Origin of the sequence: uncultured Desulfovibrio sp. (assembly GCF_944324505.1) — a bacterium.
In the GTDB taxonomy this organism is placed as follows: Bacteria; Desulfobacterota; Desulfovibrionia; order Desulfovibrionales; family Desulfovibrionaceae; genus Desulfovibrio.
This window is the reverse complement of sequence record NZ_CALUWO010000005.1, coordinates 102,429-127,246: the sequence shown is the minus strand read 5'-3', so window position 1 is coordinate 127,246 and position 24,818 is coordinate 102,429. Positions and strand designations below refer to the sequence as shown.

The following is a 24,818-nucleotide window of genomic DNA, read 5'->3' as shown; positions in this document are numbered from 1 at the left end:
ATGCCACAAGCTCCCTCCGCCCCGGCGGGCAGCGTGCATCTTCAGGATGACGAGGTCTGCTTTGTTCTTGCCGACGGAACCCGCCTGTCCGCCCGTATCCGGCGGCATGCCGCCTGCCGGCTGCTGCGCCTGAGCCTTTCCGCCCAGGGACGCCTGCGCCTCTCGGTGGCTCCCGGTCTGTCCGCCGCCCGGCTGCTGCCCCAGCTGCGCGCCGCGCTGCCCTGGCTGGAAAAGGCCTGGGCCTCCCGCCCTGTGCAGGAGGAAGCCCACCCCCTGCCGGCAGCGCTCTGTCTGCCCGTGGCGGAACTGTCTCTACCCCTGCGCCTGGAAGGTTCGCTGGCCCAGGGGCGGCATGCGGCAGCCAGGCCGGGCACCCGCTCCCTGCTGCGGGAACAGGGCGCGCAGCGACTGCTGCTGCTGGAAGACGGGACGGCCCTGCGCCTCTATGGTGATCCGGTGGAAACCCTGATGGCCCGCGTGCTGCAGGACTGGTGCCGGGCGCAGGCCCAGCGCTGCCTGCCGCCGTTCCTGCAGGCCCTGGCCCGTCGGCACGGCTTTGTCGTGCGCAGCGTGCAGGTGCGGGACCAGCGCTCCCGCTGGGGCAGCTGCTCACGGGACAAGGAACAGCCGGACAGCGGGCACATCCGCCTCAACTGGCGGGCCGTCCTGCTGCCACGGGAGGATGCGGTCTTTCTGTGCCTGCACGAACTCTGCCACATCCGCCACATGAACCACTCGCCCGCCTACCGGGCCGAACTGGCCCGGCTGGCGCCGGACTGGGCCGCACGGGAGCGCCGCCTTTCCCGCTTCTGGCAGGAGCTGCCCTGGTGGGCACAGCACAGGGACTGAACAGGCGCTCTCAGGGGCGCAGACGCCCCATGGAGGCAGGCCGCCCGGCCACCACCAGCCGGTCACCCCGCTGCAGGACCGTGCGGGCGGGCGGAACAAAGATGAACGCATCCGCACCGGCCGGCCGAATGCCCATGACCATGACGGCATGCTCCTGCATGAGGTTCAGCTCCACCAGCGTCTTGCCGTGCCAGCGGTCCACATCCAGTTCCTGGATGGCAATGCCCCCGTATTTGGGAATCAGGTCCAGCATGCCCGGATTGGCCAGCTGATGCGCGGCCATGACAGCCGCATCCACCTCGGGCACAATGGCTCTGTCCACGTGCAGGCGCTGCAGAATCTTGCGATGTTCCTCATTGGAAGCCTTCACCAGCAGACGCGGACCGGCCAGCTCCTGCACATTGAGCGTGATGTTCAGCGACTGTTCCACACTCTCTCCCACGCAGATGACGACCCAGTCCAGTTCCTGCATGTGCAGTGAGCGCAGCACCGTCAGATTGGTGGCATCGGCCCTGTAGACCGTTTCCAGATATTCCTCGGCCAGCTGCACGCGATTTTCAGAGGCATCAATGCCAATGACCGTATGCCCCAGGTCCCGCAGGGTCCGCGCCATGCGCAGACCGAATTTCCCCAGACCGATGATGCCGATTTCCATGCTTTTCCCCGTCAGTACTCATGATACGCCCGGTGCGCCGCGCTCCTGCACTGTGCCGGACAGCCGAAGCCAGGGCCGCCCGCAGCCATTTTGCCCATACGCAGCCCCATGCCGCAGGATAGCGCTCCCGTGCCGGACTCCGCTGGCCGGGCCGACCTGGTCGACCGGACGAATCGGGTGGGCGGCAGCCTGCGTCCTCCTGAACAGCACACGCACCAGCAACGGGCCAGGCACCGAGAGCCATGCGCCTGAAGGGGCCCGTTCGTCCTGCCGCAGCGCGCCTGTTGCGCGGACAGCCGCTAGCCGATGGGCAGCTCGCTTTCCGCATAGCGGTAGGCCCGGCGCGGGTGCAGACTGCGCAGGGCCAGCAGAATGCCCAGCAGCCCCACACGGCCGGCAAACATGTTTACCATGATAATGCACTTGCCCTCAAAGCTGAGTCGCGGCGTCACATTGGCGCTCAGGCCCACGGTGCCCAGGGCAGACACCACCTCGAACAGCAGGTGAAGAAAGCTCATGCCGCTGTCCGCCGTGCGGTACAGGATGCCCGACTCCGTCAGGCTGAGCAGAAAGATGGATGTCATGATCATGAAGCCGTACAGAAAGAACAGCGTCAGGGCGCGGGTCAGGTTCTCGTCCCGCACGCCGCGATTGGCCAGGACAATCTGCCCGCCGCCGCGCAGCTGGGCCAGCAGATAACCCAGCAGCACCCGGAATGTGGTTACCTTGATGCCGCCGGCACAGGACCCCGGCCCGCCCCCCACAAACATGAGCGCCATGAGCACCATGAGGCTGGCATGACTCAGGCTGGCAATGTCCACCGTATTGAAGCCCGCCGTCCGGGCAGAAATGGACTGGAAAAAGGACGACAGCAGCAGGGCAAAGCCCTCGCCCACCACCTGTTCATTGCCGGGGCGCCTCCAGCCGATGACATAGAGCAGCAGCCCCCCGGCCAGCACCAGAAAGAGGGACGTGCTCACCACCAGCCGGCTCAGACGGCTGAAGCGTGTTCCCCCCGGGCCGAGCCGGCCGCGCGTGAGCACTCCCAGCAGCTCGTGCAGCACCCCGAAGCCAATGCCCCCCAGTATGATACAGACACAGATGACCACATTGACCACCACATCGTCACGATAGGCCATGAGATTGTCGGGGCGCAGGGCAAAACCGGCATTGCAGAAGGCTGAAACCGCATGAAAGACCGCGCTGAAAGGAGTGAAAAAGTCCGGGTCATGCCAGTGCAGAACCAGGGCCGCCACGGCCTCTATGCCCAGCACCATGCCCAGCAGACAGCGCAGAAAGGCCCGCAGATCAAAATTTCCCCCCAGCAGAGCCTGGCTGACAGCCTCGCGGCTGCCAAAGGGCACGTGATGCTTCCAGAGCAGAAAGACCAGACTGGTATAGGTCATGACCCCCAGGCCGCCCACCTGCACCAGACAGAGCAGCACCCCCTGCCCCAGGGGCGTAAGCAGGGTGCTGATGTCCACAGGACTCAGCCCCGTAACGCAGACCGCAGACGTGGCCAGAAAAAAGGCATCCACCGGATGCAGGGCCGCATCCACGCTACAGTACGGCAGGCAGAGCAGCAGGCCGCCCAGAATGATGGCCAGCAGAAAGGAAAGCACCGGCCAGGTAAGCGGAGTCAGCAAACGACGTCGCGTCATGCTCCATGAGGTACCGTAAGCCCGCCGGCATGGCAAGACAGGAAAAACAACCTTTACAAAAGAGGCATTTGGGCGTATAAAAGAGGTCTACTAGCTAGGGGAGCCGCATGTGGCAGCAAGGCGGCTGAGAGTGGGCATGACCCAGACCCTATGAACCTGACGCAGCTTGTACTGCCGGAGGGAAGCTATGCCATCGCACCCGCTTTCCCCGGTGCGATGTTTTTGTTCCTGCCCTGCGTCGCAACGCTTGCGAGGCTCTACGATATGGCATCTTCGCTCATTTCCCAGAACTCCGCCCTGCGCGGCCTGCTTGACAAACACCTTGCCCGGATCGCTGCCGAAGAAGGTCTGGACCCCGCGTTCATCACGGACGCCATCAATGCCGGCACCATGGTTCTTCTGGGCAATCCGGCCCACAGTGGTGTCTCCCCCATTGTGGTGGGGCAGCCGTCCCGCATCAAGGTCAATGCCAACCTTGGCACATCGCCGCTGAACAACTGCATCAGCACCGAAGAGCGGAAACTCAAGGCCGCCCTTGCTGCCGGTGCCGACACGGTGATGGACCTTTCCATTGCCGGCGATCTGGACGCCATTCGCACCGGCATGCTCACCAACAGCCCTGCCCCTCTGGGCACGGTGCCCATGTATGCCGTGGGCCAGCAGATTCTGGACGCGGATCGCGACATCGCCAGCATGAAGGCCGATGACCTCTTCAACGAGATCGAAAAACAGGCCCGCCAGGGGGTGGATTTCATGACCGTGCACTGCGGTCTGTCCCTCAAGGGCGCTCAGTTCGGTGTGGAAAGCACCCGCGTCATGGGCGTGGTTTCCCGCGGCGGTTCCATGCTCTCCCGCTGGATGCTGGAAAACCAGCGCGAAAATCCCCTGCTGGAATATTTTGACCGCCTCATCGATGTCTGCCGCGAATACAATGTGACCCTGTCCCTGGGTGACGGCCTGCGCCCCGGCGCAGGGGTGGACGCCGGCGATGCCGCCCAGTGGGAAGAAGTCATCAACCTGGGCCGCCTGGCAAAATACGCCCTGGAACGCGGCGTGCAGTGCATGATCGAAGGGCCGGGCCACGTGCCCATGCACCTGGTGCGCACCCAGATTCAGGGCATCAAGCGCCTGACCCACAATGCCCCCCTCTATGTGCTCGGCCCCCTGTGCTGCGACAGCGCCCCGGGCTATGATCACATTGCCGGCGCCATCGGCGGGGCCATCGGCGTGGAAGCCGGAGTGGACTTCCTCTGCTACCTCACCCCGGCCGAACATCTGACCCTGCCCGATGAGGCTGATGTGCGCGCCGGCGTCATGGCCTCCCGCGTGGCGGCCCAGGTGGGCGAAGTGGCCCTGGGCACGGCCCGTGCCAGGGCACGCGAGGCCCTCATGAATGAGGGTCGCAAAAACCTTGACTGGGACAAGATGCGCGCCGCCGCCCTTGACCCCGAACAGCTCGACAAGCGCCGCGAAGAGCACAAGAACGAAGAAGTCTGCGCCATGTGCGGCAAGTTCTGTGCCGTGAAGATGCTGCGCGACCGCAAAACGTCCTAACTGTCCGTGCTCTCCTGAAAACAGGGCCGTCCGGCAATGCCGGGCGGCCTTTTTCTTTGCTGCGCCAGGCAGGCAACAGGGCGCCTGCCGCTCCACCTGGCGCGGGGCACGCGCCCTGGCAGCGTGCATGCCACAGCCCGGGCCACAGACACGCCGCCGTCCCCGGGCAGCGCCCCGGCAGGCACCTGCCGGAAAAAACGATGCACACCGGGCCGCGGCAGTGGGTTCCCGAAACGTATGCCCGGGAAAGCATGCAGCACCACAGGACAAAAAACGCCCCAGGCACGAGCACGGTTTCCCCGGCAGCCGCATGCCGTGCACACAGGTCTAGGAGCTGTGCCGTCCCTGGATGACAAAGAATACCGATCCCACAATGAGCACGCAGGACAGGATGATCCGCAGATTCAGGCTTTCTCCGCCCAGCCACCAGCCCAGCAGCACGCCGATGACAGGAATGACGTATTCATAGGAAACGGCCGTGGCAATGGAGGCATGGGCCAGCAGCCAGAAATAGGAATAATAGGCAATGATGGAGCCGCCCACCACCATCCAGGCAAAGGCCAGTGACACCTGCCAGCCGATATCCTGAAGATGCAGGGATGCCCCCTCTCCGCTCAGCGCTGCCGCCAGCAGCGATTCCAGCCCGCCCAGCATGAGCAGCAGGGCACAGGACTGGGTGCCCCCCAGGGCGGAACGGTAGCGCACCCGGCGGGAAATGAGCGTCCCCGTCACCCAGCCCAGCGTGCCCGCAAGAACCCAGAGCATGCCCACAAGGGAAAACTGCCCTGCTGCCGCCTCCAGTGCACCCTGCGCATCCTGTCGTCCCAGGGTCAGCAGCAGCAGGCCCGTGCCGCCGCCCAGCAGGCCGCAGCACTGCCGGCGCGTGGGCCGTGGCTCCCCGGCAAGCAGCCAGCCGGCCACCAGCATGGTGATGGGGGTGGAGGCGGAAACGATGGCCGCCATGGAGGACGGTATGCTCTCCTGCCCCTTGGCCAGCAGCCCGCTGGCCATGAGCACCATGAACAGGGCCAGCCAGGCGGCATGACCCATATCGTGCCATGTGGGGCGCTGCCAGCGGCCGCGCAGCAGAAGCAGCAGGCTCAGCAGCAGGCCCCCGGCCAGCATGCGCGCACCGCATACCGTAAAGGGACCGGCCGCATGCATGCAGAATTTCAGGCAGATATAGGTGGACCCCCAGGAAATGTAGAGCAGGAACAGATTAAGCAGTATGCCCGTGCGCCGTGAAAGAACCATGACATCCTCCTGGCAGTGGCTTCTAGCCGCCTGCCCGTGCGCCGTCAAGGGCGCCCCCCTTTCGGACCCTTGGCAGAATGCAGCGCCCATGCTACACACGCAATCAGGGAGGCAGGTAATGGACAATGCAGATTTTCACGCCGCGTTTCAGGAATTCATCACCCGCAAGGGCATGAATGCCACGGCCCAGCGCCGCACCATCGCCGAGGTGTTCTTCCGCTTCCGCGGGCATCATACCCTGGAAGAATTCTATCAGCATGTGCAGGAGGCAGATCCGAGCATCGGGCAGACCACCGTCTACCGCACGCTCAAGCTGCTCTGCGAGGCCGGCCTGGCCACGGAAATACATTTCAGCGACGGCCTGGCCCGGTATGAAGTGGCCTCGTCCGACAACCACCACGACCACATGATCTGCATTTCCTGCGGCAAGGTCATCGAGGTCTTTGATCCGCGCATCGAAAAGATCCAGCGCGACATTGCCCGCAAGCACAACTTCCTGCTGCGGGGACATTCACACAATCTCTACGGCATCTGCGCCGACTGCCATGCCCGGAAGGCGCATGACGCAGCGGACATAAACAGCCATTGACTTTCATTTTCAAAAAAGGCAGGCTCTTTTTCAACAAAGGAGCCTTGTCATGGAAACCGTCCTCATCGCTGCCATTGTGCTGCTGGCCGTGCTCTACATGGGAAACAGACTCTATCGGGCTGTCCGCCGCCGCCCGGGGGGAGGATGCTCGTGCGGCTGCTCAGGCTGCGCCTCCCGTCAGGCACCGGCCGCCATGCACACGCCGGGACAGGCATCTGCCTGCTCCCACTGCCAGCCGCAGAGCCGCCGCTGACCCGCCCCGCACCTGCTGCGCCGGCTCCCGCGAGCCGCTCGTCCTGACCCTGTAAAAAAAGAAAAACGGCATGCCCGCACGGGATGCCGTTTTTGCTTTTCTGTCAAATGCCTGACGGCAGGCGCCGCTGTGTCCTACAGCGGGCACCCAAGGCCGGCATTGCGCTCGATGAGGCTCACTGCCCGGGCAATCTGCCGGCCCATGCTGCTTTCCCGGGCCAGCTCCCGCTCCAGCGAGGTAATGCCCTTGATGACCGACGAATGCCGCCGGTTGAAGCGCTCGCCGATTTCCGCAAGGGACATGTCCGTATGCTTGCGGGCCAGATAAAAAATGGTATTGCGCCCCATGACGCATTCCCGGCGGCGCGACCGGGATTCCAGCTGACGGGTGCTCAGGCCAAAGGTCTTGCAGACCAGCTTCACAATGCTGTCCCAGTCCGGGCTGCCGCAATCCGCGCTGACATACTGCTGCAAGACTTCCAGCGCCATTTCGGGGCTGATCTGCCGCCGCAGCAGGCGGGCCTTGTAGACCAGCGTATTGAGGCAGGATTCCAGCTGGCGGATGTCGCCAGCCAGGCGTCCGGCCAGCAGTTCGCTCACCTCATCGGGCAGAATGACCTGATGCAGGCTGGCCTTGCGCTCCAGAATTTCCCGCCGCATGTCCAGCGTGGGCCGCTCCATGGGCGCAAGAATGCCCGAGGCAAAGTAGGAGGCCAGCTGACTGTCCAGCTTGACCAGCTCGCGCGGACTGAAGGTGCTGGTGAACACCGCGCGCCCGCCGCGGTTTTGCAGGCTCTTGACCAGATTGAGCACCATTTCCTGAAATTTGTCCTTGCCCTGCAGGAAATGGATGTCCTCCAGCAGCAGCACATCCCACTGCCGCATCTGCTCCTTGAAGGTCTCCACATCGTGGCTGCGCACTGCCTGCACAAAACGGGAGGTCAACTCCTCGGCCGTCAGATAGGCCACATGAGCGCCCTCCCCTGCCTGTTGCAGGGTCTGGCCCACGGCCTGGGCCAGGTGCGTCTTGCCCATGCCGGAAGCGGAACTCACAAAGAGCGTTTCCACAAAGCCGTCATCCCGACAGACATCACGGGCAGCGGCCACGGCCATTTCGTTGCTGCTGCCCACCACAAAGTCATCAAAGTTGAAACGGAAGCGGGGGCGCATCCTGGGCATGGGAGCCAGCGGCATGGGCAAGACCCCCTGCTGCATGGCAGCCCCCGGCGACGGCGCGGAAGCGGCAGGCGCCTTTTCCGCCGGAGCCACGGGCGCGGCGGACGGTGACGGCGCGGCCAGTGTGCCGGACGTGCTGGCAGAACGGAATTCAAGCACCAGCGCAGAGGCATCACACCCCAGCACGGGGGCGGCTGCTTCGCGTATCTGCCCGGCCAGACGACTACGCAGCCAGTTGGCGGCATAGGGCGTAGCCGTGGTCAGGCACAGGTGCGTTCCCTCAATGGACGCCGCAAGAGAGGAAACCCACACCTTGTAGGTTCCCGGATCCAGCGTATCTCTGAGAGATTCCCGAATAGTCTGCCATTGTTCCTGCATGCGAACCTTATAGGCGAGCCGCCATTTTGAAGGCAATGAAGGGAAAAAGCGCATATTCCGGCATGTGGGGAATTCTTTGTCCCCAGGGGGAAAAATTATGCTAACCCATTATTTTTATTGCCGTTATTATTTTCTTAATGCCGTTTCCCAATATGCCGTGAATATTAAAAATCCAATGAAACAAACGAGATATAGCCTACTTTCAACAAAAAGAAAATATTTTTCAACAAAGCACACTTCTTTTTTCTTCGTTTTTTGTAGGAAATCTCGATTTTTCTTGCACCAGCCGGAAAAGCACTACCCGCGTACCTCTGCGGCTGTCAAGAGATAAAAAAAGTTTTTTCCCGCCGGCTCCCGTTCCCCGCCGTCTGCCGCCCGTCCCGTGGCAGCCGCGCCCACGGCGCTTTTTCGGCAGGAGTTCCCTCCTGAACGTCAGGTCTGTGGCATGCTGCCGGGAACGCACCCCACCTCGCCTTCGATCCCCGGAGCAGCCCGGCAGGGGCAGCCGACCAGCAGAAAAGGATGACAGACAGTACTTATCCACAGCCATGAATCCGCAGCACATAGCCTTCCGCCGGGAAAACGCCGCTTTTGCCACCCTGTCGTCCTCCACGTCGACAGCACGCAGCAGGGCGCCAAACGTCCCGTCATGGCTATTTTCCCTGTGATGACAGGTGGACGGCGTGCTGCGCTGCCCGCAGTACTTGCCGAAGGACGGCTGTCCGCCGACGGCCGGCCATCAGGACACCGTGCCGGCAGCCGGCAGGCGCAAAAACGGGCCTGTCCCTGAGGAACAGGCCCGTGTCTCGTTGGGAGGCAATGCCCCGTCTAGAAACCGAAGCGCAGACCGAGCATGAACTCGTGATTGTAGGGACGGGTCCCCACTTCGTAGTTCTTGCCGCCCACCGTGGTGCTCACTTCGTTATAGCCGAGGTCCACATAGCGGTAGCCGGCATCAATGGCAAAGTTTTCGTTCACGTTATAGGCCACACCGGCGCCCACGTTCCAGGCAAAGTTGGTGAAGCGCTCGTCCATGGAGAACTTGTCGCTGCCACGCTTCACATCATACCCGGCGTAGGAGAAGGACATGCCCAAACCGGCGCCGATCCAAGGGGTGAAGGCGGTGTCGTTGTGGATATCAAAATAGAGGTTGGCAAACAGGGTGGAATGGTTCCAGGTGCCCTCGATGGAGCCAAGGTTACCGTCCCAGCTGGTTTCGTTATTGCCACGCATGGCAAATTCCAGTTCCACGCGCAGGGGCACCATATACATGGGCCAGAAGTCATAGCCGGCGGCCAGGGCGCCGCCCAGCGTGAACTGGGAATAGGCATCCGCGCCGGAACCGGCCAGGGCGCTGCTGCGCTCAACGGTACCGGTTTCCTGAATGGTCATGAGAAATTTGGGGGCAAGGTACATGCCTTCAGCCTTGGCCATGCCCGGCATGGCAAGCACGGCAAGCAGAAACAGGGAAACGAGTATGCGTTTCATGGGATTCCTCCAGGAAAGATTTTGCCGATCCGGCGGGACTCTCAAGGGTTGCCCAAAGCAGCCCCTTTGTCAACGAAAAAGTCTAGACATTCTCAAGAAAGCCACAGCCCGCGCCCTGCGCATGCCGCGCCCGGCCGCCGCCCGCTGCCAGCGGAACCCGGCGGTTTACAGCATGTTTACCGGGTCAAGATCAAGGAAGGGACGCAGCCGCTCCACGCCCTTCTGCCGGCAAAGCCGCTGAAAGAGCTGCCGCAGGGATTGCCAGTCCGTCCCTTTCAGCAGGCAGTGGAAGCGGCGGCGGCCCCTGAGCAGCGCCAGAGGCGCCGGCGCCGGACCAAGCAGCCGCACGCCTTCCTCCCGGGCAGCCTGGCGCAGCAGCTGCCCCGCTCCCTGCAGGGCCTCCGCCCCGCCGGGATCATCCACGGCATAGGACAGGCGCACAAGCGCCAGCCGCACAAAGGGCGGATAGCCGTAGCGGCGGCGGCGAGCCAGCTCTTCCGCATAAAAGCCTTCATAGTCCGCCTGCTGCACATAGCGCCAGCAGTAATGCGTCCTGTCCCGGGTCTGGATGAGGACCGTACCGGGCTGCTCGCCGCGGCCGGCACGTCCGGCCGACTGCACCAGCAGCTGAAAGGTGCGCTCGGCAGCCCGGTAATCCGGCAGATTGAGCCCCAGATCGCCGTCCGCCACCACGGCCAGCGTCACCCCCGGAAAATGATGTCCCTTGGACAGCATCTGCGTGCCCACCAGAATGGGAGATTCCCGGCGGGCAAAGGCAGCAAGGATTTCCTCCATGCGTCCCGGCCGGCGCGTACTGTCCCTGTCCAGGCGCAGTACGGGCTGGCCCGCCAGCACGGACAGCTGTTCGGCGAGTTTTTCAGTGCCCTCGCCCAGCGGCAGAAAGCTGGTGCCCCGGCACACAGGACAGGGCGACGGAAAGGGAACGCTGTACCCGCAATAATGGCAGACCAGCCGCTCCCGCCCCTTATGATAGGTCAGCCCTATCTGGCAATGCGGGCACTTGAGCGTCTGCCGGCAGTCCTGGCAGAACATGAGCGGCGCATAGCCGCGCCGGTTGAGCAGCACCACGGCCTGCTCGCCGCGCTCCAGCACCTGACGCAGCAGGGCCTCGCTGCGGGGCGCCAGCAGGGAGGCTCCCCCGGTGGCCGTCGCGGCGACCTGCGGATCCATGTCCACCAGTTCCACCGGCGGCAGGGGGCGGCCGCCAATGCGGGCAGGCAGACGCAGCATGGGCAGCTGCCCCTGCTCCACGGCATAAAAGGTCTTGATGTCCGGCGTGGCCGATCCCAGCAGCAGCAGAGCGCCGGCGCGAGCGGCCCGGAACCAGGCCACTTCCTTGGCCTGATAGGGCAGGCTTTCGTCCTGCTTGAAGGAGGCGTCGTGCTCCTCGTCCAGCACAATGGCGCCCAGGTGCGGCACGGGCAGGAACAGGGCCGAACGTGTTCCCACCACCAGGCAGGGGTCCTCCCGGGCAGCCAGTTCCCGAAAAAGACGCTCACGCCGGGACGCCCCCTGATACCCGTGATACAAATACACCGGAGCATCCGTGCCCAGCAGGCAGGCGGCATCCCGCCGCAGCTTGTGCGCCAGGGCCACCTCCGGCGCCAGCAGCAGGCAGCTTCTGCCCTGTGCCAGGCAGTGCCGGGCCAGCTCCAGATAGACGGCCGTCTTGCCGCTGCCGGTTACGCCGAAAAGCAGGCGCGATGCCGGATCGCCGGCATCCACGGCCGCCGTCAGATCCTCCAGCACGGCCTGCTGTGCCGCATTCAGGGCAAAGGGCAGGGGCGCGGGGGGCAGCAGGGCCGTATCCGTCGCATCATCGCCGTCCTCCCGTTGCAGGCCAACCAGACCCTGCCGCAGCAGCACACCAAGGGCCGCTGCCGTGCCGCTTCCCAGCTGCCGCAGCAGCTGGCGCCGGTTCACGGCCCCGTGCTCGTGCAGATATTCCAGAATACCCAGCTGGCGCGATGCCGACGGGCGCACGGGCCATGGCGGGTCCACGCGCAGCAGGCAGCGTTCCCCCTCTGCGGCGTCCATGCCCGGCGCCAGCAGCCGTGCCCGTCCCGCGCACAGGGCCTCCGCCAGCACGGCCTGCCGCGCCGGCTCCTCGCCGGCAATGGCCCGCAGGTCCAGCGTATGCCCCCGCTGTCCGTTCTCCCCTTCCAGCAGACGCAAGCGCACCTGGGCCGCGCGCAGCCCCTGCGGCAGCACATGGCCCAGCACGGCGCCTGCCGTCAGGCTCTGGCGGGCGGCCAGCTCCCGGGCCAGGGCCAGCAGATCGGCGTCAAGAAGGGGCTGCTGTTCCAGCGGCCAGGCCACATCCTTGCACTGTATGCCCTCGGGCGCACGATCCGTGGTTTGCAGCAGCACACCGGCCCGCAGGCCACGGCCCAGCGGTACGGCCACGCGCAGGCCCGGACGCCAGAAATCCTCCGGAAAGAAGACCGGCAAGTGATAGCTCAGATGGCTGTATGGCGGGGAAAGCAGAGCAACAAGAGCATACATGAGGCAGCATCACGGAAAAACCGGAGGGACGCCCCGCACGGGAACGCCCCTCCGTCAGTGTCGGCAAGGTCAGAAAAAGAGTCGCCGGCCTACTGGAACTGCACAAAGGCCCGGAGCTTTTCCAGCAGGTCGTAGCGCAGGTCCTCGTCCTGCAGAGCAAAATAGATATTTGCCGAAAGATAATCTGACCAGTCGCCGGCATCAAAACGCATGCCCGCCATGCGCACGGCCATCATGCCGCGCTCCCGGGCCAGCATCCTGAGGGCATCGGTCAGCTGAATCTCGCCCCCGTGACCAGGCTTCACCTGCGCAAGGTAATCGAAGATATCGGGCGTGAGCACATAGCGCCCCACAATGGCCAGGCGCGACGGCGCATCCTCCCGCCGGGGCTTTTCCACCATGTCCATGACCCGGTACACGCCGGGGGACACTTCCTCGCCCTGGATGATGCCGTAGCGGCTCACCTTTTCCCACGGCACTTCCATGACCCCGATGACCGGCATCTTTTCGGCCTGGGCCACCTCGATGAGCTGCTGTATGCCCGGCGTGGCGCCGAACATGAGATCATCCCCCACCATGACGGCAAAGGGTTCATCCCCCACCAGCTCCCGCGCACACAGCACGGCATGGCCAAGCCCCAGCTGCTTCTTCTGCCGCACGGACATGATGTTGACCATTTCCGCCACGTGCCGGACTTCCGCCAGCTTGTCCAGCTTGCCGGCACGCTCCAGCACGGCCTCCAGTTGCAGATTGTAGTCAAAATGGTCTTCGATGACGTTCTTGTCGCGGTTGGTGACAAAGATGACATCCTGAATGTGGGCGCGCTGCGCCTCTTCCACCACATACTGGATGGCAGGCTTGTTGTAGATGGGGAGCATTTCCTTGGGAATGTTCTTTGTGGCGGGCAGGGAACGGGTGCCCCATCCGGCAACGGGAATGATGACCTTGCGTATATTCTGCATACGTCCTCCCTGTCGATCAGCGCAGTTCACGGCTGACCACATCGGCCAGCTCCGTGGCATAGCGCACAACCTTGTCTTCGTCTTCCGCCTCCACCATGACCCGGCACAGCGCTTCGGTACCCGAATAGCGCAGCAGCACGCGGCCGCGGCCGGCAAGGGCCTTTTCCACCTCCGCCACGGCCTTGCCGATGGCCGGGCGTTCCTCAAAGGGCAGCTTTTTCTCCACACGGACATTGATGAGCTTCTGCGGAAAGAGTTGCAACTGCCTGGCCAGTTCCGACAGGGGGCGCTCCTTCTCGCGCATGATGCGCAGTATCTGCAGGGCTGCCAGCAGACCGTCCCCCGTGGTGCTGTACTGCCGGAAGATGAGATGCCCGGACTGCTCCCCGCCCAGCATGGCGCCCTCGCGCCGCATGGCCTCCACCACATAGCGGTCGCCCACGCGGGTGCGCAGCAGGGTGCCGGCCCGTTCCTTCATGAAGATTTCCAGGGCCAGATTGCTCATGGCCGTGGCCACCAGCACGTTGCCCGGCAGTTCGCCCCGCTCCATCATGGCCTGTGCGCACAGGGCCATGATCTGGTCGCCATCAAGCACATTGCCCTGTTCATCCACCACGATGAGCCGGTCCGCATCGCCGTCCAGGGCCAGCCCCACATCCGCGCGCACCTCGCGCACCTTGGCCACCACGCCCTCGGGATGCAGGGAGCCGCAGTGCTCGTTGATATTGGTGCCATTGGGCGCCGTGCCCAGACGGAAGACCTCGGCACCCAGTTCTTCCAGCGCCAGGGGCGCCACCTTGTAGGAGGCCCCGTTGGCACAGTCGATGACAATGCGCAGCCCTGCCAGCGTCAGATGCGCGGGAAAACAGCTCTTGGTGTACACGATGTAACGCCCGCCGGCATCCTCGATCTTGCTGGCACGGCCGACCTTGTCGGACGCCGGATAGGGCCAGCGAAAGTCAGGGTCCAGCACCATGGCCGAAATTTCGTTCTCCACCTCGTCGGGCAGCTTGAAGCCGTCGGCATCAAAAAACTTGATGCCATTGTCCGAATAGGGATTGTGCGAAGCGGAAATGACCACGCCCAGGTCCGCCCGCATGTTCCGCGTCAGAAAGGAAATGGCCGGCGTGGGCAGGGGACCGGTCATGATGACGTGCATGCCCGCCGCACACAGCCCGGCAGTGAGCGCCGATTCAAACATGTAGCCCGACAGGCGGGTATCCTTGCCGATGACCACCTTGTGCCGGTGCGGCCCCTTGCGAAAACGCACCCCCGCCGCCAGCCCCAGCCGCAGGGCCACGTCCACGGTCATGGGCGCAATATTCACCGGACCGCGCATGCCATCGGTACCGAAAAGACGTTCTGCCATAGAGCTGCTCCTCGCCGTCGGGGACGGCTGCTACTTTTTGCGTGAAATGGTTACGGGGCTGACCGAGGGGTTGAGCAGAACCATCCCCTCGGGCAGACGGATTCGCGGTTCCACCTGGCGGCTCTGCCCCTCTTCCAGCGGCGGCGGCACCACAATGACCCCCAGCTTGCGCAGATAGGAGGAATTGCGGGCCAGGGCTTCCGGCACCTCCACCAGCAGCTCCACGGTTTCCGGTTCCACCGTATAATGGCGCGCGTCCTGGGCTTCCACCTCCACCCGGACCTGGCGGGTCACCACGCTGCGTCCGCTGGTGATGGTATACTGCACTTCCACCCGCGACGGCACGGCCGTGACCAGACCCGGCGTGTCCAGCGGCAGGGATGTGCGCACCGTGGTTCCCGCGGCATTGGGGTCCAGCGTGATGGTCAGCGGCACATGCGACATGCGGGAAATGAGTTCCTCCGGTCCCCGTAGGGTCACGGACGCCGGAGACACAATGACATTCTCCACCGTCAGGGCACCGCTGCGCAGGGGCGATTCGATTTCCGCCCGCACGGGAACGCTGCGTTCCATATAGGTATCGGCCTTGATCACCAGACGCGGCGGCTGCACGTCGATCAGCTCAAAGGCCCGCAGCTGCGGCCCCATGTGATCCCCGGTAAGGGGCACCACGGTGGTCCCCTTCTTGATGCCGGACAGATTGATGGCCTGCTTGAGCGTCTGCTGCGAAATGGCCCGCAGCAGCAGTTCTGGACCGCGCAGGCGCACATGAATCTTGCTGATAAGCCCGTCCGTGACCACCAGATCAGGCGGCACGCCGTTATAGTCGATGCTCACTTCCAGCTGCACTTCCAGCCGGTCCCGCACGCTGACCACGTACCACATGGCCACGGCCGTCACCATGGCCACAATGGCTGACAGCAGATGCGGCATTTTCTTGGGATCAAAGGACATCATGAAGCACCTGCCTCAGCCGGGTCGCATCAAGGTTGCGCACAAGCTCCCCCTTGATGGCCACGGAGATTTCGCCACGCTCCTCGGAAACCACCACGACCACGGCATCGCTTTCGGCCGTGGCGCCCAGTGCCGCACGGTGGCGCGTGCCAAAGGATTGTCCCCGGGCCTCGGCCAGGGGCAGAATGCAGGCGGCCGCCAGAATGCGCCCCCGGCTTATGACCACCGCGCCATCATGCAGCGGCGCCTTGGGATAAAAGATATTCATGAGCAGCTGCCGGGACAGGCGGGCATCCAGGGGAACGCTTTCCCGCTTGACCATGTCGCCCAGCCGCATGCTGCGCTCGAAAACGATGAGCGCCCCCACGCGCAGACGGGCCATTTCCACACAGGCGGACACCACCTCTTCCACCATGCCCTCATGCAGATTGCGCTTGCGGAAGAAGTGCCGGCTGCCCACCTCGCCCAGGGCCTGCCGGATGTCGCTCTGGAAGATGACCACAATGAGAATGAACAGGGAACTGAAGATATGCTGCAACAGCCAGGACAGCGTATACAGCCCCATGCTGCGCGACATGAAGTACAGGGCCGTGAGCAGCCCCAGCCCGGTGAGCACGGCCAGCGCCCGTGAACCGCGCAGCAGCTGGATGACCTGATAGAGCAGCACACCGACCAGAGCGATGTCCAGCGCGTCACGCCAGTCAAAAACAATATGATCAAGCACTATGGGCATGGTCTGCTCCGCAGGAGGTGACAGGAGGAGTTGCCGCTATGTCCGTATAGGCCAGACGCCACTGCTCCGCAAGGGGCAGCCGGCAGGCCGTGCGCCCTACCGGTCCGCTGCCGTCCGTTGCCCGTGGCCGGCCAGTGCCGCAGCCAGCGCAAGGCTTTGCCGGGTGGCCGCCACATCATGGACCCGGTGCCAGAAGGCCCCTGCCTGCCATTGCAGCACCGTGGCCACCTGCGTGGCTGTGCCGCGCCGCTCCACCGGCAGGGAAAGCAGCTGCCCGAACAGGGATTTCATGGACAGGCCCATGAGCACGGGCCGCCCCAGGGCAAGCCAGTCGCGGGTATGGGCCAGCAGGGTCAGATTATGTTCCAGTGTCTTGCCGAAGCCGATGCCCGGATCCAGCACGATGCGGTCTTCCGGCAGGCCGGCCGCCGTAAGGCGATGCAGGCCCTCTTCAAAAAAAGTCATGACCTCGCGGCACACATCCGCATAGCGGGGCGCCCGCTGCATGACCTCCGGCCGCCCCTGGCTGTGCATGAGCACATAGCCGGGCCGGAACTGCACCAGAACGTCCAGCAGGCCGGGATCAAAACGACAGGCCGAAATATCGTTGATGATGTGGACGCCCTGCTCCAGCACGGCCGCCGCCGTATCCGCATGGTAGGTGTCCACGGAAAGGATGGCGCCGGGGGCCTTCTGCCGCAGGCCGGCCAGTACGGGAAGCAGGCGCTCCACTTCCTCCCGGGACTGAAGTTCCCGGGCGCCCGGCCGGGAGGATTCGGCGCCAAGGTCCAGAATGTCCGCCCCTTCCTCCCGCAGACGCAGGGCATGGGCCAGCCCTGCGGCGGCATTGGCATGGCAGCCGCCATCAAAAAAGGAATCGGGCGTCAGGTTCACAATGCCCATAACGCCGAAAGGGGCGGGCGCACAGAGCGCACGCCCCCCCACAATATGCCAGGCTCCGGTCTGCGGCAGCTCAGCGGGAGACATTGTCATCCTTTGGTCCCGCCGTGTCCTGACCGCCGTCATGGGCATTGCCGCCCGTTTCGAGCGCGGAGCCGGCCGGCTTTTCCGCCGCATCCGTGTCCGGTTCAAGGCGGAAGTCGTCAGCCGGCGCAGCGGCCGTCTGACCCGCGGCAGGCGCCGCAGGTGTTGCAGCGGGTGCGGCGGGCGTGGCCGTCTTGACGGGCTTGCCGTTGGCGTCCAGCGGCGGCAGGGGCTTGCCTTCCATGATCAGGTCCAGCTCTTCCCCGGTAATGGTTTCGCGGTCCAGCAGGGCACGGGCAATGCGGTGCAGCACTTCCAGATTTTCCTGCAGCAGGGTCCGGCAGCGGGAATGGGCTTCTTCCACAATGCGCTTGACTTCCCCGTCCACCAGACGGGCCGTGTCTTCACTGTAGTTCTTGTTCTGCACCCATTCGCGACCGATAAAGACCTCTTCACCGGTTTCGCCGATGGCCAGCGTGCCGATGGCGTCGCTCATGCCCCATTCGCAGACCATCTTGCGGGCCATGCGGGTCACGCGCTCGATATCGTTGGACGCCCCGGTGGTAATGTCGTCAAAGATGATTTCCTCGGCCACACGCCCGCCCAGCAGCACCACCAGGGTATTCCGCAGGTAGTTGCGGGAATAGCCGTGGCGATCTTCCTCGGGCAGCTGCATGGTCACGCCCAGGGCACGCCCGCGCGGAATGATGGACACCTTGTGCACCGGGTCGGTACCGGGCAGCAGACGGGCCGCCAGGGCATGACCGCCCTCGTGATAGGCCGTGATGCGCTTTTCCTCATCGGAAAGGATGAGGCTGCGGCGCTCCCGCCCCATGAGGACCTTGTCCTTGGCGAATTCGAAGTCGTTCATGTCCAGCTTGTCCTCGTTGAGCTTGGCCGCCTGCAGGGCCGCCTCGTTGACGAGGTTTTCCAGGTCGGCGCCGGAAAAGCCCGGCGTTCCCCGCGCCAGCACATCCAGGTCCACATCGTCCGCCAGCGGCGTGCGCTTGGTGTGCACCTCAAGAATACGCCGGCGGCCGCGCAGGTCAGGCGTGGGCACCACCACCTGACGGTCAAAGCGCCCGGGACGCAGCAGGGCCGGGTCCAGCACGTCGGGCCGGTTGGTGGCGGCAATGAGGATGACGCCTTCGTTGCTTTCAAAGCCGTCCATTTCCACCAGCAGCTGGTTCAGGGTCTGTTCGCGTTCGTCATGACCGCCGCCCAGCCCCGCACCGCGCTTGCGGCCCACGGCATCGATTTCGTCAATAAAGATAAGACAGGGCGCATTCTTCTTGCCCTGCACAAAGAGGTCGCGCACGCGGGAAGCGCCCACGCCCACAAACATTTCCACAAAGTCCGAACCGGAAATGGAGAAAAAGGGCACTCCGGCCTCGCCGGCCACGGCCCGGGCCAGCAGCGTCTTGCCGGTGCCGGGAGGCCCCACCAGCAGCACCCCCTTGGGAATGCGCCCGCCCAGACGGGTGAATTTCTTGGGATTGGAAAGAAATTCCACCACTTCGGACAGTTCTTCCTTGGCCTCGTCCACCCCGGCCACATCGTCAAAGGTCACGCGGGCGCTGTCCTCGTTGAGCATGCGGGCACGCGAACGCCCGAAGCTCATGGCCTTGCCGGCGCCCCCGCCCTGCATCTGGCGCATGACAAAAATCCATACGCCCAGCAGCAGAAGCAGCGGCAGCCAGTTCACCAGAAAGGCCGTGTACCAGGCCGGTTCTTCCGGCGGTTCGGCACGCACTTCCACCTTCTTGGCCATGAGCTGGGCCACGGTGTCCGCCCCTTCGGGGGCATAGGTCTGTATCTGGGCGCCCTTGCCGTCCAGGGCATTACCGGTCAGCACATTGCCCTGGATGGTCACGGACTGTATCTGTCCAGACTCCACACGCCCCATGAAATCGGAGTAGGAAATGCGCGACGCCGTGTTTTGCGGCTGCTGGAACATATTAAAAAGCATCACCATCGCCAGGCCAAGAGCGACCCACAGCAACAGATTACGGCTTGTCTGATTCAAATTGACCTCCACGGTTGCCCGCCTGAAGGCCGGGCATACCTCCACAAAAATAGCCTTGCCGGCTGTATGTGTCAAATGCCGAGTCCCTCAGGGACCATTTTTTTCAAGATAAGGTCATGGGCCGTCAAGGCAAGGCCCCACCTTGCTTTGACGGCGCTTTTGCGCTACATACCAGAAGACGGGGAGACGTGTCGTCACCGGTGTGGCGCCCGGTCTTCAAAACCGGCGGCAGGCTTTGCCGTCTGCGGTAGGTTCGACTCCTATACGTCTCCGCCAGTCATCCCGCCGGGCCTGACGGCCTCGCCGTTTCCGGCCAGCTCCTGGAAGCCCAGGTATGCGCCTGCCGCCTTCCTGCCCGCACAAGCCGTGCCTTCATGTCATCCATCCCGTCCGTCTTCCTTGCTCTGGCCCCCCTGCCCGCTGACGACCAGCAGCTCGCCCTGCTGACCAGCCGTCTTTGCGCACGGCTGACCCCGCTGCTGGCCGATGCGCAGCTGTGCCACCTGCACCGCTTCCGCCATGCCTCCGATCGCTGTGCCCGCTGGCTGGCCCGTGCCCTGCTGCTGGAGCTGCTGTGTGCCCGGAATCTGCCGGCGGACCGTCTGCGCGCCCTTTCCCACAATGCGGCCGGGGCGCCTGTGCTGCCCGGCTTTGTCCTGTCCTTCAGCTATACTCCCCGCGCCGTCTTCTGCGCCCTGGGCAGCCAGGCCGCGGGCATGCACTGCCTGGGCATGGATGCGGAATGGCTGCTGTCGCCGGCGCCGCATGTGTCCGCCTTTTCCCGGCAGGAGTGCAGGCATGCCGCCGGATACGGGGCGGAGCGCGACCGCCGGCGTCGCTGGACCATCAAGGAAGCCCTGCTCAAGGCCAGGGGCACCGGTCTCACGCTGCCGCCGGACCAGGTGGACAGCGGACGCGCCGGGCAGCGCCGCGGCCATACCGGTACCGGCTGGCAGGGACCGGCCCTCTGCTGGCGCTCCGTGCCCCTGCCGGAACACTGGCTGAGCCTGGCGGCGCCGCGACCCTTTCATCTGGTAACGCCGCAGCATGCCCCTTGGCCGTACTGACGGCATGTCGCCTGCGCCACCGGCGCATTTGCCCTTGCCAGCACGCGGCGATTGCGGCACTCTGCGGCCATGCCACGCTTTCATATCGTCACCCTCTTTCCCGAATTTTTCCATTCGCCCCTGGAGGCGGGCCTCATGGGGCGCGCCCGGGAGGCAGGCATTGTGTCCTGCACGCTGCACGATCCGCGCACCTTCAGCACCAGCCGCCACCACCATGTGGACGACCGCCCCTACGGGGGAGGTCCCGGCATGGTCATGCAGGGCGAACCCGTGGCCGCCGCCCTGCGCTCCATTGCCAGTCCGGGACGCATGCTGCTCATGTCGCCCGGCGGGCGGCCCCTGACGCAGGCCCTGGCCCGCGAGCTGGCCCGCGAGGACGACCTGACGCTCATCTGCGGCCGCTACGAGGGCCTGGACGCCCGCCTCAACGACCTTTTTCCGCTGGAGGCCGTGAGCGTGGGGGAAGCCGTGCTCAACGGCGGAGAAACCGCCGCGCTGGCTGTGCTGGAGGCCGTGGCCCGTCTTGTGCCCGGCTACATGGGCAAGGAAGCCTCGGGGGACGAGGAAAGCTTTTCCCACGGCCTGCTGGAATATCCGCACTATACCCGTCCCGAGGTACTGGAAGGCCTGCCCGTGCCCGATGTGCTGCGCAGCGGCGATCACGGCCGCATTGCCCGCTGGCGGCGCGAAGAATCCCTGCGCGCCACCCTGCTGCACCGCCCGGACCTGCTGGACACGGCCCCGCTGGACCGCGAGGATGCCGCCGCGCTGGCCAGCATGCCCCGCCCGCGGGCAGGGCGCAATCTTTCCTTCTGCCTGGTCCATCATCCGGTCCTTCTGGACGGGAAAAAAAGCGGCACTTCTTCTTTGACAAATCTCGACATTCACGATATAGCCCGTGTTTCGCGAAGCTATGCGACGGGACCCTTCTATGTCGTGACGCCGCTGGAAGAACAGCAGGCCCTGCTTGGTGCCATCCTGCGGCACTGGACCGGCGGCAGAAACGACACCGACCGGGCGCGCGCCCTGGACATGGTCCGCCCCGCCCTGTCGCTGGATGACGCGCTGGCGCAACTGGAGGAACGCAGCGGCACCCGCCCTGTCCTGCTGGCAAGTTCCGCCGCCTGGCCGGGAAAAAAATGCCGTCTTCCCCTGCTGACGCCGCGCGATGCACGCGACTTGTGCAGCAACGGCCCGGTCATGCTCTGCCTGGGCACGGCGCGGGGGCTGGCAGCCGAAGTGCTGGCCCGCTGCGACGGCATCATGCGTCCCATACGTTTTTTGAGCGACAACCACCTGTCGGTGCGCAGTGCGGCAGCCATTCTGGCCGACAGGATTCTGGGCGACTACCACTAGCCCTCAGTTTTTACCGACGGCCCGCGCGGCTGCGGATACCAAGGAGTAGATGCATGGACATCATCAAAAAGATTGAACAGGAAAACATGCGCATGGATATGCCCACGTTTCGCTCCGGCGATACGGTGAAGGTGCATCTGCGTATCGTCGAAGGCGAAAAGGAACGTATCCAGGTTTTCCAGGGGAATGTGATCCGCCTGCAGCGCGGCACCACCGGGGCCACCTTCACCGTGCGCAAGGTGTCTGACGGCGTGGGCGTGGAACGCATCTTCCCCCTGCATTCCCCCTTCATCGATCATGTGGAAGTGATCGGCCAGGGCCGCGTGCGCCGCAGCCGTCTCTACTACCTGCGCGCCCTCAAGGGCAAAGCGGCCCGCATCAAGCCTCGCGGCCGCTTCTGATCCGCCGAAACGTTCTTTCCGTCACGTCAGTTCCGCTGACGTGCGCGTGATTTCATCACCTCACCCGGTTTTTTTGCAGAAACCGGGTGAGGTTGTCGTGTTTATGGCAGGCATGCCCGACGGCCGGTGCCGCCGGCCCTGTCTGTCACACACAACCACATGGCGGCGCTGTGCTGCCATGCCCATTGCCGTGCTGTGTTGCCGCGTCGCTGCCGGGAGATAGCCATGCCCCGTTCCCGTTCTGCCACCCATGCGCCCATGCTGCTGCCCGGAACCCTTCCGGCCCCGGTCCTGCCGCCCGCTGCCTGTGCGGGCATTGACGAGGCCGGGCGAGGCTGTCTGGCCGGGCCGGTGGTGGCGGCAGCCGTCATTCTGCCGGAACACTATGATCTGCCGGGTCTCGCGGACTCCAAAACGCTCAGCGCCCGGCAGCGGGAACAGCTGGCCCCGCGCATCCGCCGGCATGCTCTGGCCTGGGGCCTGGGCATGGTCTGGCCGCGCCGCATTGATGCCATCAACATTCTGCAGGCCACCTTCGAGGCCATGAGCCGGGCCGTGGCCACCCTGGGACCCCACTGCGGGCAGGGCCGGCAGGCGCCGGAAGCGCTGCACCTGCTGGTGGACGGCAACAAGACCATTCCTCCGCAGGTCCTCCGGCACGCCCTTGCCGGCCGCCGCCAACTCCCGGCGCAACGGGCCGTGGTGGACGGCGACCGCCTGATACCGGCCATTTCCGCCGCGTCCATCCTGGCCAAGACCTGCCGGGATCAGCTCATGACGGTTCTGGACAGGCGCTGGCCCGGCTATGATCTGGCCCGGCACAAGGGCTACGGCACGGCGGCCCATTATGCGGCCCTGCGGCGTCTAGGGCCGTGCCCGCTGCACCGGCTGACCTTTCGCGGCGTCTGTGCCGACACGCCGGATGCCGCCCCGGCAGCCTGTCAGGGGGAGCTGCTGTGACCATGTTTCTGCCCGGTGCTGGCGGCATCTTCGGCGGTCTGGGCCGCCTGCTCAAGCGTCCCGTCCCCCTGCGGCAGCGTGCCTGCCACGAATTTTCCCATGCGGAATTCACGGAAACGGAATTTACGCCCCTGCCTTCCGAACCGCTGCCGGAATGGGACGGCGTGGCCGTGCCCCTGGAAGAGCTGCTGGACCAGAGCGAGGCCCGCATGGCCGCCCGCCGGGCCAGCCCACAGGCCGCCACGGCAGGCACGCCAGCAAGCGCCCCGCCCCCGGGCAGCACAACGACGCCAGCGCCAGACAGGGAAAACGACATGACCTTTCAGCCCCTGCGCATGCCGGCCCCCGGACCGCGCCGCCGGCGTTTCGGCCGCCGGCGCTCGTCATGCTGAAGCCCCCCGCGCAGGCCGCCACCTCCGCGGCACAGGCCAGGGCGGCACTGGGACAGCGGGGGGAAGCGGCAGCCGCAGCCCTGCTGCAACGCCGGGGCTATGTGCTGCTGGACCAAAACTGGCGGCAGGGCCGGCTGGAACTGGACATTGTCTGCCGTGACGGCGACACCCTTGTTTTCGTGGAAGTAAAAAGCCGCCGTGCCCATACGCAGGCCGGCCCGGCGGACGCCATGACCCCGCGCAAGCGGCGGACCCTTGTGCGGGCGGCCCAGTACTGGCTGGATGCGCATGCGGCCTGGCACCGCCCCTGCCGTTTTGATGTGGTCACGGTCATTGAAGACGCCCAGGGCCTGCATCTGGAGCATCTGCCCCATGCCTTTGACTTCACAAGCGCCGGGGACCCTGTGGATTGTGGCCACACCGCTTGGCAACCCTGGTGACCTGTCGCCACGCGCCCGCCACATCGTGAGCACGGCAGACGTGCTGCTGTCCGAAGATACGCGGCGAACCGGCCAGCTGCTGGCCCGCTGCGGCATCACGGCCCGCCGCCTCATGAGCTTCCACGACCGCAACGAGGCCGAACGCCAGGACGAGGTGCTGCGCCTGCTGCACGACGGGCAGCAGCTGGCCCTGGTATCGGATGCGGGGACGCCCCTGGTGGCAGACCCGGGCTATCGTCTGGTGCGGGCCTGCCGGGCGCAGGGCATCCGCGTTTCGCCCGTGCCCGGTCCGTCCGCACCGGTAACGGCCCTCAGCGCAGCGGGTATCCCGCCGCTGCCCTTTACCTTTCTGGGCTTCCTGCCCCGTGATGATGCCGGCCGGCGGCAGCTGTTCACGGCCTTTGCGCGCACGCCCGGCTCGCTGGTTTTCTTTGAGCGCAAGGACCGACTCCCGGCCAGCCTGGCCGTGGCCGCCGCCGTTCTCGGCCCGCGCGAGGCGGCCGTATGCCGTGAATTGACCAAGACGCACGAGGAATTTATACTCTTCCGCCTGGAAGACCATCAGCGCCTGTCCCACGAGCTGCTGGGCGAGATCACCGTCATCATCGGGCCGCCGGAACAGCAGGAGCGTGCCGCGGAAGACGAGGCCCGGACCTGCCTGCGGCGGCTGGCGGCCGGTCATCCCTCCGCGCGCTCCAAGGAACTGGCCCGTCTGGCCCAGCCGGAACTGCCGGGCTGGAGCGTCAAGGAACTGTACGAACTGCTGACCCGCGACGACAGCTGATCAGCCAC

Annotated in this window: 23 protein-coding genes, 1 tRNA gene and 1 riboswitch; of the genes, 12 read left to right on the top strand and 12 right to left on the bottom strand. The window is 65.0% G+C overall.

What is annotated here, in order from left to right; all coding sequences use genetic code 11:
- Entirely contained in the window at nt 1-849 is an 849-nt protein-coding gene (locus Q0J57_RS07120) for a YgjP-like metallopeptidase domain-containing protein (protein ID WP_297218694.1), read from the top strand.
- A gap of 10 nt (nt 850-859) precedes the next feature.
- On the opposite strand, the gene Q0J57_RS07115 is transcribed toward Q0J57_RS07120, so the two are convergent.
- Both Q0J57_RS07115 and Q0J57_RS07110 read right to left on the bottom strand, forming a co-directional pair.
- Nucleotides 860-1,519: a TrkA family potassium uptake protein gene (locus Q0J57_RS07115; RefSeq protein ID WP_297218779.1), complete on the bottom strand. Its 660-nt coding sequence runs from the start codon at nt 1,517-1,519 to the stop codon at nt 860-862.
- A gap of 284 nt (nt 1,520-1,803) precedes the next feature.
- Nucleotides 1,804-3,165 carry a potassium transporter TrkG gene (locus Q0J57_RS07110; RefSeq protein WP_297218692.1) on the bottom strand — a complete coding sequence of 454 codons (1,362 nt, stop codon included), beginning with the start codon at nt 3,163-3,165 and terminating at the stop codon, nt 1,804-1,806.
- Between the two features lie 86 nt (nt 3,166-3,251).
- Nucleotides 3,252-3,365, top strand: a riboswitch (TPP riboswitch).
- 64 nt (nt 3,366-3,429) lie between these two features.
- On the opposite strand from Q0J57_RS07110, the gene thiC reads away from it, so the two are divergent.
- On the top strand, nt 3,430-4,719 hold the full coding sequence (thiC, locus tag Q0J57_RS07105; RefSeq protein WP_297218690.1) for a phosphomethylpyrimidine synthase ThiC: 1,290 nt from the start codon (nt 3,430-3,432) through the stop codon (nt 4,717-4,719).
- A 327-nt stretch (nt 4,720-5,046) separates the two neighbouring features.
- Here the strand turns inward: thiC and Q0J57_RS07100 are convergent, their stop codons facing one another.
- Complete coding sequence (locus tag Q0J57_RS07100; RefSeq protein WP_297218688.1) at nt 5,047-5,973, bottom strand: EamA family transporter; 927 nt, start codon at nt 5,971-5,973, stop codon at nt 5,047-5,049.
- A 118-nt stretch (nt 5,974-6,091) separates the two neighbouring features.
- Between Q0J57_RS07100 and Q0J57_RS07095 the strand changes: the two genes are divergently transcribed.
- On the top strand, nt 6,092-6,562 hold the full coding sequence (locus tag Q0J57_RS07095) for a transcriptional repressor (protein WP_297218685.1): 471 nt from the start codon (nt 6,092-6,094) through the stop codon (nt 6,560-6,562).
- 49 nt (nt 6,563-6,611) lie between these two features.
- Complete coding sequence (locus Q0J57_RS07090) at nt 6,612-6,815, top strand: FeoB-associated Cys-rich membrane protein (RefSeq protein ID WP_297218683.1); 204 nt, start codon at nt 6,612-6,614, stop codon at nt 6,813-6,815.
- Nucleotides 6,816-6,949: 134 nt separating this feature from the next.
- Here the strand turns inward: Q0J57_RS07090 and Q0J57_RS07085 are convergent, their stop codons facing one another.
- From Q0J57_RS07085 to ftsH, 9 genes are all read right to left on the bottom strand, one after another.
- Nucleotides 6,950-8,368, bottom strand: a complete 1,419-nt coding sequence (locus Q0J57_RS07085; RefSeq protein ID WP_297218681.1) for a DnaA/Hda family protein — start codon at nt 8,366-8,368, stop codon at nt 6,950-6,952.
- An 828-nt stretch (nt 8,369-9,196) separates the two neighbouring features.
- Nucleotides 9,197-9,856, bottom strand: coding sequence for an OmpW family outer membrane protein (locus tag Q0J57_RS07080; RefSeq protein ID WP_297218679.1), 660 nt, complete (start codon nt 9,854-9,856; stop codon nt 9,197-9,199).
- A gap of 165 nt (nt 9,857-10,021) precedes the next feature.
- Nucleotides 10,022-12,382, bottom strand: coding sequence for a primosomal protein N' (gene priA, locus Q0J57_RS07075; protein WP_297218677.1), 2,361 nt, complete (start codon nt 12,380-12,382; stop codon nt 10,022-10,024).
- An 89-nt stretch (nt 12,383-12,471) separates the two neighbouring features.
- Nucleotides 12,472-13,344, bottom strand: a complete 873-nt coding sequence (galU, locus tag Q0J57_RS07070) for a UTP--glucose-1-phosphate uridylyltransferase GalU (protein WP_297218675.1) — start codon at nt 13,342-13,344, stop codon at nt 12,472-12,474.
- A gap of 16 nt (nt 13,345-13,360) precedes the next feature.
- Nucleotides 13,361-14,713: a phosphoglucosamine mutase gene (gene glmM, locus Q0J57_RS07065; protein ID WP_297218672.1), complete on the bottom strand. Its 1,353-nt coding sequence runs from the start codon at nt 14,711-14,713 to the stop codon at nt 13,361-13,363.
- A gap of 30 nt (nt 14,714-14,743) precedes the next feature.
- Complete coding sequence (locus tag Q0J57_RS07060; protein WP_297218671.1) at nt 14,744-15,670, bottom strand: CdaR family protein; 927 nt, start codon at nt 15,668-15,670, stop codon at nt 14,744-14,746.
- Nucleotides 15,657-16,400, bottom strand: a complete 744-nt coding sequence (cdaA, locus tag Q0J57_RS07055; protein ID WP_297218669.1) for a diadenylate cyclase CdaA — start codon at nt 16,398-16,400, stop codon at nt 15,657-15,659. The genes Q0J57_RS07060 and cdaA overlap by 14 nt, the downstream gene beginning before the upstream one ends.
- 96 nt (nt 16,401-16,496) lie before the next feature.
- A complete protein-coding gene (gene folP, locus Q0J57_RS07050; RefSeq protein WP_297218667.1) occupies nt 16,497-17,387 on the bottom strand; it encodes a dihydropteroate synthase in 891 nt (296 codons plus the stop codon).
- Nucleotides 17,374-19,410 carry an ATP-dependent zinc metalloprotease FtsH gene (ftsH, locus tag Q0J57_RS07045; RefSeq protein WP_297218665.1) on the bottom strand — a complete coding sequence of 679 codons (2,037 nt, stop codon included), beginning with the start codon at nt 19,408-19,410 and terminating at the stop codon, nt 17,374-17,376. The genes folP and ftsH overlap by 14 nt, the downstream gene beginning before the upstream one ends.
- A gap of 182 nt (nt 19,411-19,592) precedes the next feature.
- On the opposite strand from ftsH, the gene Q0J57_RS07040 reads away from it, so the two are divergent.
- The 8 genes from Q0J57_RS07040 (at nt 19,593) to rsmI (ending at nt 24,810) form a co-directional block, all read left to right on the top strand.
- Nucleotides 19,593-19,686 (top strand) — tRNA-Sec (locus tag Q0J57_RS07040).
- 98 nt (nt 19,687-19,784) lie between these two features.
- Nucleotides 19,785-20,477 carry a 4'-phosphopantetheinyl transferase family protein gene (locus tag Q0J57_RS07035; RefSeq protein ID WP_297218663.1) on the top strand — a complete coding sequence of 231 codons (693 nt, stop codon included), beginning with the start codon at nt 19,785-19,787 and terminating at the stop codon, nt 20,475-20,477.
- 69 nt (nt 20,478-20,546) lie between these two features.
- Nucleotides 20,547-21,833, top strand: coding sequence for a tRNA (guanosine(37)-N1)-methyltransferase TrmD (trmD, locus tag Q0J57_RS07030; protein WP_297218661.1), 1,287 nt, complete (start codon nt 20,547-20,549; stop codon nt 21,831-21,833).
- A 53-nt stretch (nt 21,834-21,886) separates the two neighbouring features.
- On the top strand, nt 21,887-22,234 hold the full coding sequence (gene rplS, locus Q0J57_RS07025; RefSeq protein ID WP_297218658.1) for a 50S ribosomal protein L19: 348 nt from the start codon (nt 21,887-21,889) through the stop codon (nt 22,232-22,234).
- Nucleotides 22,235-22,492: 258 nt separating this feature from the next.
- Entirely contained in the window at nt 22,493-23,194 is a 702-nt protein-coding gene (locus Q0J57_RS07020) for a ribonuclease HII (RefSeq protein WP_297218778.1), read from the top strand.
- Nucleotides 23,191-23,586 (top strand): hypothetical protein, encoded by a 396-nt coding sequence (locus Q0J57_RS07015; protein WP_297218656.1) that lies wholly within the window; start codon nt 23,191-23,193, stop codon nt 23,584-23,586. The genes Q0J57_RS07020 and Q0J57_RS07015 overlap by 4 nt, the downstream gene beginning before the upstream one ends.
- Nucleotides 23,580-24,026: a YraN family protein gene (locus tag Q0J57_RS07010; protein ID WP_297218654.1), complete on the top strand. Its 447-nt coding sequence runs from the start codon at nt 23,580-23,582 to the stop codon at nt 24,024-24,026. Before Q0J57_RS07015 ends, Q0J57_RS07010 begins: the two co-directional genes overlap by 7 nt.
- Nucleotides 23,959-24,810, top strand: coding sequence for a 16S rRNA (cytidine(1402)-2'-O)-methyltransferase (gene rsmI / locus Q0J57_RS07005; protein WP_297218652.1), 852 nt, complete (start codon nt 23,959-23,961; stop codon nt 24,808-24,810). Before Q0J57_RS07010 ends, rsmI begins: the two co-directional genes overlap by 68 nt.
- Nucleotides 24,811-24,818 lie beyond the last annotated feature (8 nt).

What these genes read in the sequence shown, in the direction of transcription:
- Q0J57_RS07120 (WP_297218694.1), top strand. Translation starts at nt 1, where the DNA reads ATGCCACAAGCTCCCTCCGCCCCGGCGGGCAGCGTGCATCTTCAGGAT.
- Q0J57_RS07110 (WP_297218692.1), bottom strand. Translation starts at nt 3,165, where the DNA reads ATGACGCGACGTCGTTTGCTGACTCCGCTTACCTGGCCGGTGCTTTCC.
- thiC (WP_297218690.1), top strand. Translation starts at nt 3,430, where the DNA reads ATGGCATCTTCGCTCATTTCCCAGAACTCCGCCCTGCGCGGCCTGCTT.
- Q0J57_RS07100 (WP_297218688.1), bottom strand. Translation starts at nt 5,973, where the DNA reads ATGGTTCTTTCACGGCGCACGGGCATACTGCTTAATCTGTTCCTGCTC.
- Q0J57_RS07095 (WP_297218685.1), top strand. Translation starts at nt 6,092, where the DNA reads ATGGACAATGCAGATTTTCACGCCGCGTTTCAGGAATTCATCACCCGC.
- Q0J57_RS07090 (WP_297218683.1), top strand. Translation starts at nt 6,612, where the DNA reads ATGGAAACCGTCCTCATCGCTGCCATTGTGCTGCTGGCCGTGCTCTAC.
- Q0J57_RS07085 (WP_297218681.1), bottom strand. Translation starts at nt 8,368, where the DNA reads ATGCAGGAACAATGGCAGACTATTCGGGAATCTCTCAGAGATACGCTG.
- Q0J57_RS07080 (WP_297218679.1), bottom strand. Translation starts at nt 9,856, where the DNA reads ATGAAACGCATACTCGTTTCCCTGTTTCTGCTTGCCGTGCTTGCCATG.
- priA (WP_297218677.1), bottom strand. Translation starts at nt 12,382, where the DNA reads ATGTATGCTCTTGTTGCTCTGCTTTCCCCGCCATACAGCCATCTGAGC.
- galU (WP_297218675.1), bottom strand. Translation starts at nt 13,344, where the DNA reads ATGCAGAATATACGCAAGGTCATCATTCCCGTTGCCGGATGGGGCACC.
- glmM (WP_297218672.1), bottom strand. Translation starts at nt 14,713, where the DNA reads ATGGCAGAACGTCTTTTCGGTACCGATGGCATGCGCGGTCCGGTGAAT.
- Q0J57_RS07060 (WP_297218671.1), bottom strand. Translation starts at nt 15,670, where the DNA reads ATGATGTCCTTTGATCCCAAGAAAATGCCGCATCTGCTGTCAGCCATT.
- cdaA (WP_297218669.1), bottom strand. Translation starts at nt 16,400, where the DNA reads ATGCCCATAGTGCTTGATCATATTGTTTTTGACTGGCGTGACGCGCTG.
- folP (WP_297218667.1), bottom strand. Translation starts at nt 17,387, where the DNA reads ATGTCTCCCGCTGAGCTGCCGCAGACCGGAGCCTGGCATATTGTGGGG.
- Q0J57_RS07035 (WP_297218663.1), top strand. Translation starts at nt 19,785, where the DNA reads ATGTCATCCATCCCGTCCGTCTTCCTTGCTCTGGCCCCCCTGCCCGCT.
- trmD (WP_297218661.1), top strand. Translation starts at nt 20,547, where the DNA reads ATGCCACGCTTTCATATCGTCACCCTCTTTCCCGAATTTTTCCATTCG.
- rplS (WP_297218658.1), top strand. Translation starts at nt 21,887, where the DNA reads ATGGACATCATCAAAAAGATTGAACAGGAAAACATGCGCATGGATATG.
- Q0J57_RS07020 (WP_297218778.1), top strand. Translation starts at nt 22,493, where the DNA reads ATGCTGCTGCCCGGAACCCTTCCGGCCCCGGTCCTGCCGCCCGCTGCC.
- Q0J57_RS07010 (WP_297218654.1), top strand. Translation starts at nt 23,580, where the DNA reads ATGCTGAAGCCCCCCGCGCAGGCCGCCACCTCCGCGGCACAGGCCAGG.
- rsmI (WP_297218652.1), top strand. Translation starts at nt 23,959, where the DNA reads ATGCCTTTGACTTCACAAGCGCCGGGGACCCTGTGGATTGTGGCCACA.